General features: G+C 64.8%; 14 protein-coding genes and 1 tRNA gene. 6 read left to right on the top strand and 9 right to left on the bottom strand.

Annotation, left to right across the window (positions count from 1 at the left end; genetic code table 11):
• Positions 1-2: 2 nt before the first annotated feature.
• The 4 genes from rplK to QFZ40_RS04505 form a co-directional block, all read right to left on the bottom strand.
• Entirely contained in the window at positions 3-434 is a 432-nt protein-coding gene (rplK, locus tag QFZ40_RS04520) for a 50S ribosomal protein L11 (protein ID WP_190987336.1), read from the bottom strand.
• Between the two features lie 127 nt (positions 435-561).
• Entirely contained in the window at positions 562-1,410 is an 849-nt protein-coding gene (nusG, locus tag QFZ40_RS04515; RefSeq protein ID WP_306903107.1) for a transcription termination/antitermination protein NusG, read from the bottom strand.
• 117 nt (positions 1,411-1,527) lie between these two features.
• The gene (secE, locus tag QFZ40_RS04510) at positions 1,528-1,812 is read right to left on the bottom strand and encodes a preprotein translocase subunit SecE (protein ID WP_306903105.1); all 285 of its coding nucleotides are present in this window, start codon (positions 1,810-1,812) and stop codon (positions 1,528-1,530) included.
• Between the two features lie 81 nt (positions 1,813-1,893).
• A tRNA-Trp gene (locus QFZ40_RS04505) sits at positions 1,894-1,966 on the bottom strand.
• 270 nt (positions 1,967-2,236) lie between these two features.
• Between QFZ40_RS04505 and QFZ40_RS04500 the strand changes: the two genes are divergently transcribed.
• Complete coding sequence (locus QFZ40_RS04500) at positions 2,237-3,454, top strand: pyridoxal phosphate-dependent aminotransferase (protein WP_306903104.1); 1,218 nt, start codon at positions 2,237-2,239, stop codon at positions 3,452-3,454.
• 148 nt (positions 3,455-3,602) lie between these two features.
• Here QFZ40_RS04500 and QFZ40_RS04495 read toward each other — a convergent pair whose 3' ends face one another.
• Together QFZ40_RS04495 and QFZ40_RS04490 are read right to left on the bottom strand one after the other, a co-directional pair.
• Positions 3,603-4,292 (bottom strand): LuxR C-terminal-related transcriptional regulator, encoded by a 690-nt coding sequence (locus tag QFZ40_RS04495; protein ID WP_306903103.1) that lies wholly within the window; start codon positions 4,290-4,292, stop codon positions 3,603-3,605.
• Positions 4,289-5,791 (bottom strand): ATP-binding protein, encoded by a 1,503-nt coding sequence (locus tag QFZ40_RS04490; protein ID WP_306903101.1) that lies wholly within the window; start codon positions 5,789-5,791, stop codon positions 4,289-4,291. The genes QFZ40_RS04495 and QFZ40_RS04490 overlap by 4 nt, the downstream gene beginning before the upstream one ends.
• A 124-nt stretch (positions 5,792-5,915) precedes the next feature.
• Between QFZ40_RS04490 and QFZ40_RS04485 the strand changes: the two genes are divergently transcribed.
• The 5 genes from QFZ40_RS04485 (at position 5,916) to QFZ40_RS04465 (ending at position 10,061) form a co-directional block, all read left to right on the top strand.
• Entirely contained in the window at positions 5,916-7,529 is a 1,614-nt protein-coding gene (locus QFZ40_RS04485; protein WP_306903099.1) for a PspC domain-containing protein, read from the top strand.
• Between the two features lies 1 nt (position 7,530).
• A complete protein-coding gene (locus QFZ40_RS04480; RefSeq protein WP_306903098.1) occupies positions 7,531-7,815 on the top strand; it encodes a hypothetical protein in 285 nt (94 codons plus the stop codon).
• Positions 7,816-7,818: 3 nt separating this feature from the next.
• Positions 7,819-8,076, top strand: coding sequence for a PspC domain-containing protein (locus QFZ40_RS04475; RefSeq protein WP_306903097.1), 258 nt, complete (start codon positions 7,819-7,821; stop codon positions 8,074-8,076).
• Positions 8,077-8,291: 215 nt separating this feature from the next.
• A complete protein-coding gene (locus tag QFZ40_RS04470; protein WP_306903095.1) occupies positions 8,292-9,317 on the top strand; it encodes an ATP-dependent 6-phosphofructokinase in 1,026 nt (341 codons plus the stop codon).
• Positions 9,318-9,344: 27 nt separating this feature from the next.
• Positions 9,345-10,061: a GNAT family N-acetyltransferase gene (locus QFZ40_RS04465; RefSeq protein WP_306903093.1), complete on the top strand. Its 717-nt coding sequence runs from the start codon at positions 9,345-9,347 to the stop codon at positions 10,059-10,061.
• A gap of 53 nt (positions 10,062-10,114) precedes the next feature.
• Here the strand turns inward: QFZ40_RS04465 and QFZ40_RS04460 are convergent, their stop codons facing one another.
• The 3 genes from QFZ40_RS04460 to ygfZ form a co-directional block, all read right to left on the bottom strand.
• Entirely contained in the window at positions 10,115-11,674 is a 1,560-nt protein-coding gene (locus QFZ40_RS04460) for a DHA2 family efflux MFS transporter permease subunit (protein WP_306903091.1), read from the bottom strand.
• Positions 11,675-11,743: 69 nt separating this feature from the next.
• A complete protein-coding gene (locus QFZ40_RS04455) occupies positions 11,744-12,172 on the bottom strand; it encodes an ankyrin repeat domain-containing protein (RefSeq protein ID WP_306903090.1) in 429 nt (142 codons plus the stop codon).
• The gene (ygfZ, locus tag QFZ40_RS04450) at positions 12,169-13,254 is read right to left on the bottom strand and encodes a CAF17-like 4Fe-4S cluster assembly/insertion protein YgfZ (protein ID WP_306903089.1); all 1,086 of its coding nucleotides are present in this window, start codon (positions 13,252-13,254) and stop codon (positions 12,169-12,171) included. Before ygfZ ends, QFZ40_RS04455 begins: the two co-directional genes overlap by 4 nt.
• Positions 13,255-13,266 lie beyond the last annotated feature (12 nt).

The following is a 13,266-nucleotide window of genomic DNA, read 5'->3' as shown; positions in this document are numbered from 1 at the left end:
GATTAACCCTCGACGGTGATACCCATGGAGCGGGCGGTGCCGGCGATGATCTTCGCTGCGCCTTCGAGGCTGGTGGCGTTGAGGTCTTCCATCTTGGTGGAAGCAATCTCGTTGACCTGTGCCTGGGTCAGCTTGGCAACCTTGACGGTGTGCGGCGTGGGTGAACCCTTGGCAACGCCTGCAGCCTTCTTGATGAGCTCTGCAGCCGGCGGGGTCTTGGTGATGAACGTGAATGAACGGTCCTCGTAAACCGTGATTTCCACGGGGATGACGTTTCCGCGCTGGGCTTCTGTGGCAGCGTTGTACGCCTTGCAGAATTCCATGATGTTGACACCGTGCTGGCCAAGCGCAGGACCGATCGGCGGAGCCGGGTTAGCGGCACCTGCCTGGATCTGCAGCTTGATGAGGCCGGTGACCTTCTTCTTGGGAGCCAATGTAGGGTCCTTCTCTCAATAACGTCCTGGGACACAGGAGCGTGCCTCAGGTTTTTGACCGCCATGGCAAGGCGGCCGGCCGTTCCGGTGCTGCTAAGCCGGCAGCGCCGGGACGAATTCTTGGTTGTCAGATCTTGGTGACCTGGTTGAACGCCAGGGTGACCGGCGTTTCGCGCTCGAAGATGGAAACCAGCACCACCAGGGTCTGGGATTCGACCTTGATCTCGGAGATCGTGGCGGGGAGGGTCTCGAACGGACCTTCCTTGACGATGACGGATTCGCCGACTTCGAAGTCGACGTCCACTGGGGCCTGGTTCTGCTTGTTGACCGGCTTGCCCTTTTCGGCCTGCTCTTCTTCGAAGACCGGGGCGAGCATGGAGAACACTTCATCAAGACGCAGCGGCACGGGGTTGTGGGCGTTGCCCACAAAGCCGGTGACGCCGGGGGTGTGGCGGACGGCGCCCCAGGAGGCATCCGTCAGGTCCATCCGGACCAGCACGTAGCCGGGGATGCGGACGCGGTTGATGATCTTGCGCTGGGCGTTCTTGATCTCAACGACCTCTTCCATCGGCACCTGGATTTCGAAGATGTAATCTTCCATGTCCAGGGTCTGGATGCGGGTCTCAAGGTTGGCCTTGACGCGGTTTTCGTAACCGGCGTAGGAGTGGATGACGTACCAGTCACCCTCCTGGCGGCGCAGCTTGGCCTTGAATTCCTCGGCAGGGTCGACGTCGGCCTTGGCGGCTGCTGCGGCGAGGGCATCTGCCTCTTCGGAGTCAGCCTCAGCGTCGTCCACTTCTGAAGCGTCGGTGTCGTCTTCCTCTGATGCGTCAGCATCGTCGAAATCGGCGTCGGCGGATTCGGGCGCAGCGGACTCAACCTCGGACTCTTCACCGGCTTCTGCGGTGGGGGCTGCCGTGATGTCCGCGGACTCATCCAGCTCAGTCTCGGTTACCTCGAGCTCCTGCTCAGACACTTGGTCTCCTGCTTCCTCATTGCCTAACATGCCTATTTAAATGGCTCAATTCCGCACGCCCCGTGGTTTCATTCCGGTTACCCGGACAACGACCACGCAGCCTGCGGACGCTTCGCCTTATCGGTCCGCGGGGGCGATGCCGCCAAAGACCCAGCTGACCGCGGTTCCGAAACCGATGTCGAGCAGGCTGACTATGACCATCATGATGGCCACGAACACCAGCACCACGAGCGTGTAATTGATCAGTTCCTTGCGGGTCGGTGCAACAACTTTTTTCAGTTCGCCGATGATCTGGCGGACGAAAAGTGCGATGCGAGCGAAGAGGCTTGCCTTGGCGGCCTTCTTAGCCGGGCGGCCCTTCGAGCTGCTGGCAGCTGTTTCGGTCACCTGGTCCTCACTCATCTGTGCAAAGTTGGATTACCCGGTCCTGATCAGAACCATGGTTGCTGCGCTTGCTCCGGCATTCCGTCGGAACAGCTTGCGCAGGGCAGACAGGACTCGAACCTGCAACCTGCGGTTTTGGAGACCGCTGCGCTACCAATTGCGCCACTACCCTATGGATCGAAAACCATTCCTTGCCGAACTTCCAGTTTCCACTGGGGCGCACGCCATCATCCGTGTTTTCAACACCGGAGAACCAGTCTACGCAACAACTTAGCGTACGTCGAACCAGCCTCATTCCGGGCCGTTCGCTTCACCTTACATGTCACCTGACGTGCGGTCACATCCATGCGGGCAACCCGAACGATCCGCTGAACAGCATAGAGTAGATCACGTCGAATTCCACCATTCAGCCCACGAGCTGTAAGCGAAGAACGGACCCGCTATGTCTGCCGCCCGCGTTTCCCAGCGCATATCCGCTATTGCCGAATCCGCAACCCTGGCCGTTGACGCCAAGGCCAAGGCGCTTAAGGCAGCAGGCAGGCCGGTGATTGGCTTCGGCGCGGGCGAGCCCGATTTCCCCACCCCGGACTACATCGTCAAGGCATCCATTGAGGCCGCCGGCCAGCCCAAGTACCACCGCTACTCCCCCGCCGCCGGGCTTCCCGAGCTCAAGAAAGCCATCGCGGAGAAGACGCTCCGCGACTCCGGCTACTCCGTGGACCCGTCCCAGGTGCTGGTGACCAACGGCGGCAAGCAGGCCGTGTACAACACCTTCGCCACGCTGGTGGATCCGGGCGACGAAGTGATTGTCCCCACCCCCTTCTGGACCACCTACCCGGAGGCAATTCGGCTGGCCGGCGGCGTCCCCGTTGAGGTCTTCGCGGGTCCCGAGCAGGACTACCTGGTCACCGTGGACCAGCTCGAGGCCGCCGTCACCGACAGGACCAAGATCCTCCTGTTTGTGTCGCCGTCCAACCCCACGGGCTCCGTTTACAGCCCGGAGCAGGTTGCCGAAATCGGCAAATGGGCTGCCTCAAAGGGCCTGTGGGTGGTCACCGACGAGATCTACGAGCACCTGACCTACGACGGCGTGCCCTTCACCTCCATCGCCACCGCCGCCCCTGAACTGGGGGACAAAGTAGTCATCCTGAATGGCGTGGCCAAGACCTACGCGATGACAGGCTGGCGGGTCGGCTGGATGATCGGTCCTGCCGATGTCATCAAGGCCGCGACCAACTTGCAGTCCCACGCCACCTCCAACGTCTCCAACATCATGCAGATCGCTGCCCTCGCCGCCGTCTCCGGACCGCTGACCGCCGTCGACGAAATGAAGGTAGCCTTCGACCGGCGGCGCAAGGCGATTGTTGCCGGACTCAACGCCATCCCCGGAGTGGAATGCCCGACGCCGAAGGGTGCCTTCTACGTGTACGCGGACGTCCGCGCGCTGCTGGGCAAGGAATTCCCGACGGCGGCCGGCACGTCAACGCCGTCGACCTCCGCGGAACTGGCCGCCCTGATCCTGGACGAGGTTGAAGTGGCAGTGGTGCCGGGCGAGGCGTTCGGCCCGTCAGGCTACCTGCGTCTCTCCTACGCCCTGGGCGACGAGGACCTGGCCACGGGCGTGCAGCGCCTGCAGGACTTCCTGGGCAAGGCCCAGTAACAACGCTCTCTCACTCCCTGCACAAAATTTCCAAACGCTCTCTCACCAGTGGACCAAGTTCACCAGTGAGAGAGCGTTTGGTGTTTGCCTGCGAAAGGTGAGAGAGCGTCCAGGGAAATTCGGCAGGATGTGAGGGAGGGCTGCCGGGCTAGAGGAGACGACGCTCAGCTGCCCACTTAGTGAGCTCGTGCCTGCTTGAGAGCTGGAGTTTGCGTAGCACCGCGGAGACGTGGGTCTCCACTGTTTTGATGCTGATGAAGAGCTCCTTGGCCACTTCCTTGTAGCTGTAGCCGCGGGCGATCAGACGCATGACTTCGAGTTCGCGGGCAGAGAGCCTGTCCAGCTCGTCGTCGGCGATGTCGGCCGGGGCCGTGCCGAATGCGTCCAGGACAAACCCTGCGAGCCGTGGCGAAAAAACGGCGTCACCGCCGGCAACCCGGAACACGGCATCAGTGATTTCCGCCCCTGAAATGGTCTTGGTGACATACCCCCGCGCGCCCGCGCGGATGACCGCCACGACGTCCTCGGCGGCATCCGAGACGCTGAGCGCCAGGAACTTCGTGGTGCCCAGGAGAGCCGCTGAACCGGCGATCACTTCACGGCCGCCGCCACCCAGTCCGCCTGGCAGGTGAACGTCCAGGAGCACCACTTCCGGCCGTTCCTGCGCAATTACAGCGATGGCCTGTTCAACCGTGGCAGCCTCACCCACCACCTGGATGCTGGCATCCAGGTCCGCTTTGAGACCCGAGCGGAAAATTGCGTGGTCATCCACAATGACCACCCGCACCGACTCCTTGGTCACGTTGCGGCCTCTGGGGACCCTTGGCACGTTGTTCATGATCTACCTTCCGCGTTGTCCTGCTGTAACGCCGGCAGTCCCAGCCTCACTTCGGTTCCATCGGGCGTGCTGACGATGGATGCCGTACCCCCGTGCCGCTTCATCCGGCCGATGATGGACTCCCTCACGCCCAGCCTGTCCTCTGGCACGTTACTGAGCTCGAAGCCGGGCCCGCGGTCCTTGATGAAGACTTCGGCGCGTCCGTCGGAGACCTCAAGGTACACCGACACGCTTCCGCCCCCGTGCCGGGAGGCGTTAAGCATGGCTTCCCGGCTGGCCTGGACCAGCGCCTCGTACGCTTCGGTCATGACGGTATCCCCCACGCTCACGACGTCGACGGCGTTGCCCAGGAGGTCTTCCACCTCGGCGGCTGTGGCCTTGATGCGGTCCGAGAGCTGTCCGGGGTCCTTGCCTGGGTCCTGGAACAGCCAATTGCGGAGCTCGCGTTCCTGTGCCCTGGCCAGGCGCACCACATCATGCTCATTGCCGGCCCGGCGCTGGATCAGGGCGAGGGTCTGCAGGACGGAGTCGTGGAGGTGGGCTGCGATTTCGGCCCGTTCGGTCTCACGGATCCTGCCGGCACGTTCGGCTTCGAGATCACGCCAGAACTTCAAGGCCCACGGGAGCAGCACGAGCACTACTCCGCCCAGGACCGCAACCGACGCCAGCAGCGCCAGCCAGGTTTGCTCCCACGACCCGGAACCGGACACCATCACCAGGACACCGGCCACTACCAGCGCCAGACCGGCCGCAAGCCGTGCCCAGCCGCCGGCCTGGTCTGCCTTGGTTTTGTCTACCAGCCCGGCGCGGCGCGTCTCGTCGAGCTGCATCCACGCGATGGATGCACCGCCCAGCACTGCGGCGGCCGGAATCAGCGTGCCCAGCGGCACGTCGACGCCCAGGAGCTGGGCGATCAGGATGCCGGCCACGAGGAGAAGGCCGGCACCCAGCAGGATCTCCTTGCCGTACCGCACACTGCGGGCACGGAACCAGGGCCGGCGGGGAGTCTCGCCATAGTCGGCTGAAGGCAAGACGCCGGCAGCGCCGGGCATCTCAGTGTAAGGAGGCATATCTCCGGAAGCGGGCAGGGAGCGGTCAGCGCCGGTCATACCGTCAGGCGAGACGGGCACAGCACCGGCCGCGGAACCTGCGGCAGCACCGACGTCGGGATATCCCCACAGCAGGGGGACACCGGAATGGACGGCCGCCTGCGAAACGGGGGAACCGGCTTGGGCTGGCGGCAGCTGGCTGACCGCAGGAGCAATGGGCGACACCGGGCGCCGGGCGTTGCGGCGGGCGCTTTCGTCAGCGGTGGGAACCATGATCCACAGCCAGGCGTAGAACGCCAGGCCCGCCCCGCCGGCAAGTGAGGCCAAGGCCATACCGATCCGGATGTTCCTGACCGGCCAGCCGAGATGCGCCGCAAGGCCGGCACATACTCCAGCAATAATTCGCTCGCTGCTGCGCACCAGCGGCGGGCGGACGGGGACGGTTGTCATGGATCAATCCAAACACGGATCAGGGTTCCCCGGACCGGTTTGCGGTACTTACCGGGGGTATCTCAGGGGCCGCTCAGGGTGTCCCCCAATAGAGCGCATCCATCCGGACCGGCAGTATCGAAGTATGAACTCGCAACCCCCAACCCCCGATGACGGCAACCCAACCGAACCGCTCCCTGAACCGGGAACGAATCAATCCACCGAACCGGTGCAGCCCCGCCCACAGCCCTCGTCTCAGGATGCTGCGCGGGACGCAGCGGACGGCTCCAGGCCAGACGCGGCCCAGCCAGGGTCCTACGGACAGCGCGCAGGCGAGAAGGCAGGAGCCTACGCCGGACCGTACCCCGGTCAATATCCGAATGGTCCTGGTAACTACCCGACGGCCCGGGTGCCTGGCCAGTCCCAGGATTTCTTCACCTGGATCAGGAGCCATGGCATCCAGCGCGGCCCCGATCGCTGGATTGGTGGTGTCGCCAGTGGCATCGCCCACCGGATGGGAATCGACCCGCTGATCGTCCGCGGCATCTTCATAGTCCTGACCCTGTTCGCCGGAATCGGCGTCCTGCTCTACGGCCTGGCCTGGGCTTTCCTCCCCGAACCCGACGGGCGCATTCACGTCCAGGAAGCCGGCGCGGGACGCTGGTCCAGCGGCATGACGGGGGCGCTCATCACCACCGTATTGGGCTTTACCGGCCTCGGCGGCGGATTCTGGGGCTGGAGCCACAACGGCTTCGGCGGCTTCCTGTGGACCGTCTTCTGGGTGGGCGGTGCAATCTACCTCCTTTACTACCTGACCCAACGGAACAAGACCACGAATAGAGCACCCATGAACAGCACCCCGCGACCGGAAGGTTCCGTCGGCAATCCGGCCTTCGCCGCTGCCTTCCCGACCACTCCCTACGCGTCTCCATACTCGGCCCCTGCCGGCACTCCTCCCGGCAGCTCCTCCGGGACCGGGTCCTCCGCGCCTCTCCCGCCTTCAGGCCCCAACGCGCCCTACGGCGGCGGTCCTTACGGCGGCGGCACCTATGGCGGCGGCCCTTACGGAGGCGGCCCCTATGGAGGCGGCTACCAGCCCCCGCAGGGCCCGGCCCGGGCCCCCAAGGTCCGGCCTGGCGGACCCGGCACCCCGGCTGTCGCCATCACCGCGGGAGCCGCGCTCCTGGTCGGCGGCGGGCTCAAGGCCCTCGACGCCGGTAACGTGATCAACCTGGGCGATTCCCCCAATGCCATCGTTTGGGCCAGCGCAGCTGCCGTTCTGGGTCTGGGAATCCTCTTTGCCGGAATGCGCGGCCGGACCTCGGGGATCCTGGGCTTCTTCGCCATCGTGGCCCTGGTGATCGGCGGAATCTTCAACGTCGTTGGCAACGGCGAGCGCGGCCGCTTTCAGCAGGTTGACTGGAGGCCGGCGAGCCTCGAACAGGCCAAAGACGGATTCTCCGTCACAGCCGGCCGCGGAACCGTTGACCTCACGGCCCTGGGCACAACTGCTCCACTGAGCTCCGACGTCGTGGTTCCCCTCGACATCACGGCGAGCAACATCACCGTGGTCATCCCCGGCACCGTCCCCGTGGACATCAAGGCCGACATGACCCTGGGCAACCTCAGCGAAGGGACCAGCCACCGCAGCGGCATCTCCAGCCGCCAAAGCAGCTACAACTCCGACAAGCCCGGCAGCCACCTGGTCATCGAGATCGACGGCACCGTCAGCAACGTCACTATCAAGGAAGGAAACTGACATGAGCAGCGTCGATCCGGCACCGGATTCAACTTCAGCGGACACCCCGACGGCGGAAACAGCAGACTTTGTCCGGCCTGCCTCCGCCAGGGTGGGGACAGTGGTCTGGGGCCTGATAGTCATTGCACTTGCAGCCCTGATCATCATCGCCCAGCTTGGCATCGTGACCCTTAACGGCACCTATGTTCTGATAGGACTGATGATCGGCGCCGGCGTCGCACTGGTGGTGGGCGGCCTGCTCTCGGCCCGGAAACGTGACAACGAGCCAACAACAGGGAAGTCTTGAACCATGGACAAGTTTTTCAGCATCGTCAGGGGCTTCGGCCTGAAACGCGGCCCCCAGCGCTGGTTGGGCGGCGTATGCGGAGGTATCGCTGCCAAGCTCAACGTGGATGTCGCCTACGTGCGGATTGCGTTCCTGCTCTTCTGCCTGCTGCCCGGCCCGGCCGTGGTCTTCTACCTCGCCGCCTGGCTGGTCCTGCCGGACCAGCGGAACTCCATCCCGCTGCAGGCCTTCCTCGACAGACGGTCCATCAACGGATCCTGACACTGCCTGCGGGCCCCTGCTCTCCGGAGCGGGGGCCCTTGGCATGTCCACTGTTGCTGGAGGGGCCAACGGGGAGCCGGTGACCAGCACACCGAGACGGAGCGGGGCCTTGTGTAACCGGTTTGTGTCGTAACCCACACTCACCACTACAATCTAGGTGAGCTCAGCGTGGCGCTCTGCCTGTATACCCTTCACACCAGGATTTGAGCCGAGACATGAAAATTGGAATTCTCACCAGCGGTGGCGACTGCCCCGGACTGAACGCCGTTATCCGCGGGGCGGTCCTTAAAGGCATCGCCATCCATGGGCACGAATTCGTGGGGTTCCTTGATGGGTGGCGGGGTGTTGTGGAAGGTGACGTCATCGACATCCCCCGCACCATGGTCAGGGGCATCGCCAAGCAGGGCGGCACCATCCTGGGCACGTCCCGCACCAACCCTTTCGAAAACGGCGGCGGACCGGACGTCATCAAAGCCCACATGGAACGATTGGGCATCGACGCCATCATCGCCATCGGGGGTGAAGGAACGCTCGCCGCAGCCAAGCGCCTTACTGATGCCGGGCTGAAGATCGTGGGTGTCCCCAAGACCGTGGACAATGATCTGGACGCCACGGACTACACCTTCGGCTTCGACACCGCCGTCCAGATCGCCACGGAGGCAATCGACCGTCTGCGGACCACCGGCGAATCCCACCACCGATGCATGATCGCAGAGGTCATGGGCCGCCACGTGGGCTGGATCGCCCTGCACGCAGGCATGGCCGCGGGAGCCCACGCCATCCTGATTCCGGAGCAGAAGGTCAGCATCGAGCAGATCACTGAGTGGGTCAAGGAAGCCCATCACCGTGGCCGCGCACCCCTGGTGGTAGTTGCCGAAGGGTTCGTTCCGGAGCACATGGAAACACCCCATTCCGAGCGCGGCATAGATACCTTCGGCCGTCCGCGGCTGGGCGGCATCGCTGACCAGCTCGCCCCTGAGCTGGAGGCCCGCACCGGCATCGAAACCCGGGCCACCATCCTCGGCCACATCCAGCGCGGCGGAGTCCCCTCGGCATTTGACCGGGTTCTGGCGACCCGGTTGGGCATGGCCGCCATCGACTCGGTGGTGGAAGGTTACTGGGGCACCATGGTGGCCCTCAAAGGTACCGACATCGAACACGTGGGCTTCCAGGAAGCCCTCGGCAAACTGAAGACGGTTCCGCAGAACCGCTATGACGAAGCAGCCGTCCTGTTCGGCTGAGCGGCCGGCCCGTCCTAGGCTGGGGACATGACTCTTGACCCCGGCTCCGCAGCAATCATCCAGCTCGCGTGGGCCAGGCGCCTCGGGCTCGACGACGACGCGTTCGCTGCGTCGCTCGCATCGGGCGAGCGGATTGTCAGGGTCGATGAATCCGTCAGGACGGTCGAGTTCGTTCGGCTGTTTGGCAGTTCCGTGCTGGTGGGTCCGCAGTGGGTGGCGGAGGCTGCAACCGGAATTCCGGACGAAGAGATGGCACAGCACGTTACCCTGCTGACGCTGACCAGGTCCCATGGCGGTCACGGGCTCGGAGCCGCTGCACTCTTCTTCGCCGACGATCTGCCACTCGGGGAGCCTTCCGGCGACCTGACGGTCTCCCACGGAAATCCAGAGGCGATCGAGCTGGAAGGCCTGTGCCCGCCCGACGACGTGAATGAAGTGGGACTTTCCGAGCTGGAGAACCGCTACACGCTCGTTCACGAGGTGGATGGCCGCCGGGTCCCCGTGGCCTGCGGTGCCTACACGGAATGGGAAGGGCTCCTGGGCCACCTTGGCGTCCTGGTGGACCCAGACTGGCGGCGCAGGGGTCTTGGTTCCCTGGCGGCGTCGATCGCGGCCCACGAGGCCTTAGCTGCCGGTCTCACCGTTCAGTGGCGCGCCGACGTCAGCAACACCGGCGCCCTGGCACTGGGACGGAAGCTGGGCTTTGCCACCGGCGGCATTCAGACCAGCGTCCACCTCGGCTGAGAACAGGCCAGACTGGCGCATCGTCGGACCAGGACCAGAATCAGGGCGTACAGCTAGGCCCTACGTGACGCTTCCTCTTCAGATTCCTCTTCCGCAGCACCAGCCGCTGCGTCTGCAGCAGCCCGCGGCGTGGCGCCGGCGGGCGCCCCGCTCCATCCCGTCACTGCCTTGGGCTTGGCAAAGAACAGTGCCACGGCTGCCCCGAGCAGGATCACAGCGGCGGGGAGCAGGATGGACTGGCCCATCGCCGTCGAGAATCCCTCATGCAGCGCAGGCGGAAGCGAACCGCCGAAGGACATCGGGCCGGGGCCTCCGGAGGCGCCAGGGGCCGGCGGAAGTTCAGCCGCGAGCCTGGCCTCAATCAGTACGGCAATCGCGGCGCTGCCGAGGACGGCGCCGATCTGTCGGGTGGTGTTGTAGACACCTGACCCCGCCCCGGCCTGCCGCGGCGGAAGGTTCCGGGTGGCGGTGGTGCTCAGCGGCGCCCAGATTCCGGCATTAGCGAAGCCGAGCACGGCGCTGGGCAGCAGGAACAGCCAGATGGGCGTGTCCGGATGCATCAGGGCGGAATTCCAGAACAGCGCCACGGCCATGAGCAGCAGCCCGCCGGATGTGATGTATTTGGGATTGACGCGGTCAATGATCTTGCCCACCACTGGCGCCAGCCCGCCGGAGATGAGTGCCATGGGCACCATCATGAGCGCCGACTGCGTGGGGGTCAGGCCGCGGACGATCTGGTAGTAGAAGATCAGCGGGAGGCTGAAAGCCGTAACTGTGAAGCCGACGGTGGTGATGCCAATGTTGGCGAGCGAGAAATTCCGGTCCCTAAAGAGGGAAAGCGGGAGCAGCGGCTCGCCCTTATTGGTCCGCTGCCACACCACGAAGACGGCGAGGACGGCGATCCCGGCGATGATGAGTCCCCACACTGTGACGGGCCCGGTGATGGTGCCCCAGTTGTAGGTCTCGCCTTCCTGGATGCCGAAGACCAGCAGGAAGAGTCCGACGGCGCTGAGCAGCACGCCGGGGATGTCGAACTTGTGCGGATGCGTCGTCAGGGACGGTACGTAGCGGAGTGCCAGGATGAAGCCGGCGATGCCAACCGGGACGTTGATGAAGAAGATCCACTCCCAGCCGAGCCCGTCCACGAGGACGCCGCCGAGGATCGGACCCACCAGTGTGGCGACGCCGGCCGTGGCGCCCCAGATGCCCATGGCGGCACCGCGCCTGTCCGGAGGGAAAATCCGGGTGATGACGGCCATGGTCTGCGGTGTCATCATCGCCGCGCCGAAGCCCTGCAGGACCCGGGCAGCGATGAGTGCCTGGACGTCTCCGGAGAGGCCGCACCAGAGCGAAGCTGCGGTGAAGACCACCAGTCCGGTCAGGTAGAGCTTCTTCGGGCCGAAACGGTCACCGAGGCGGCCCGTGATAAGTAGCGGAACGGCGTAGGCGAGCAAGTAGGCGCTGGTCACCCAGATCACCGAGTTGATGTCAGCCTGGAGGCCTTCCATGATTCTGGGGTTCGCCACCGAAACAATCGTGGTGTCGATCAGGATCATGAAGAAGCCGATCACCAGTGACCAGAGTGCAGGCCACGGTCTTGCTACGCTTTCCATCGATATCCTTCGAAGGTGGTCGGTTGAGCCGGTGGAACGATATCTCCGGACGGTTACCTGACAGACGGGTTATTGCCCCAGCAGCTCAAGGATTTCCTTGCGGGCAAACATCTCTGCCGCCTGGCGCGCAGATGGCGAACCTGCGTCAGGATCCGCACCTGCCTCCAGCAGAACCCGCGCAACGTCCGCGTAACCCTTGAAGGCCGCCCCGGCGAGGGGGGTCTGGCCGCGGTCGTTGGCCGCGTTCACGTCTCCCCCGTGCTCAATGATGAGCTGCACGGTCTCTTCGTGGCCGTGGTACGCGGCCAGCATCAGCAGGGAATCCCCGGCCGCGTTGGTCATCCGGGCCGGCGCCCCCGCCCCGAGGTAGCCGCGCAGCAGTGCGGTATCGCCTTCCCTCGCGGCCTGGAACAGCTTATGGGCCAGGGCGACAGCTTCGTCGTCGGGTTCGGTGGCAGCGTCGTGGCGGGCCTGCGCCGGTAGGTCTGGTTCAGTCATGCGCGGGTCCCCCTGAGGAATCCAGTCTGGCGCCCCACTACCTGTCCGGCGTCGGGAGCAACGATCACTTCCTGGGCGGCGACGTAAGGTTCCTCGCCGTCCATGACAGTCAGTATTTCATCGGGCCCTACGGAGCGCTTAATGACGGCCAGGGCTACGGGGCCCATTTCATAGTGCTGGGCCACGGAGGTCACCACGCCCACTTTGCGTTCTCCGAGCAGCACCTGGCTGCCCGGCACCGGCATGGTGTGCTGCGAGCCGTCAAGCTGGAGGAACACGAGGCGCCGGGGCGGGTGTCCCAGGTTGTGCACCCGCGCAATGGTTTCCTGGCCCTTGTAGCAGCCCTTTGCCAGGTGCACGGCGGTGCGCAGGAGATCAAGTTCGTGCGGAATGGTTTTGTCGTCGGTCTCCGCTCCGAGCCGCGGGCGCCATGCAGCGATGCGGAGCGCTTCCGCGGCCAGGACGCCGGCCAGCGGGCGCTCACCCACCGTCTCCTCCAGTGCGGCTGCCGGGACCAGGTACTCGACCCAGGGCCGGTCCAGTCCGGGATGGTCGGCTTCCGCCACCACCGAATACGCATACCCGCCGGCGCCGACATGCGGCCAGGGATCCCGCCACGAAAGCAGCCCCGACCATTCCTCCACGTCCTTGGTGGAGCCAATCACTGCCCACTCCGCCGAGACGTCCTCGATTTCGACGCGCAGCATGAACTTCATTTTGTTCAGCCACTCTGCCAGCGGCGCTGCTTCGGCGGCCTCGACGATCAGCCAGGTGGTCCCGCCGTCGTCAACAACGCGGGCGTCAAACTCGATCCGCCCCTGGATGCTTAGCAGGAGCAGCTCGCTGGATTCGCCCGGCTGCAGGCCGCTGACCTGCTGGGAGGACAGTGTGTTCAGCCAGTTCAGGCGGTCCGGTCCCGTCACTGTAACCACACCGCGGTGGGAAAGATCGGCGACGGCGGTGCCGGCGGCCAATGCGCGCTGCTCGCGCAGGGGCTCCCCGTAGTGGGAGGCGACGCCGGCGTCCGCGCCGGTTCCCTCGACGGCGCCAGGGCGCGACAACAACGGGCTGTGAATAGTCATATGTACTAGAAG

Source organism: Arthrobacter pascens (assembly GCF_030816475.1).
Taxonomy (GTDB): Bacteria; Actinomycetota; Actinomycetes; order Actinomycetales; family Micrococcaceae; genus Arthrobacter; species Arthrobacter pascens_B.
Note: the sequence above shows the minus strand (reverse complement) of the source record. Positions and strands in the feature narration are given on the sequence as shown.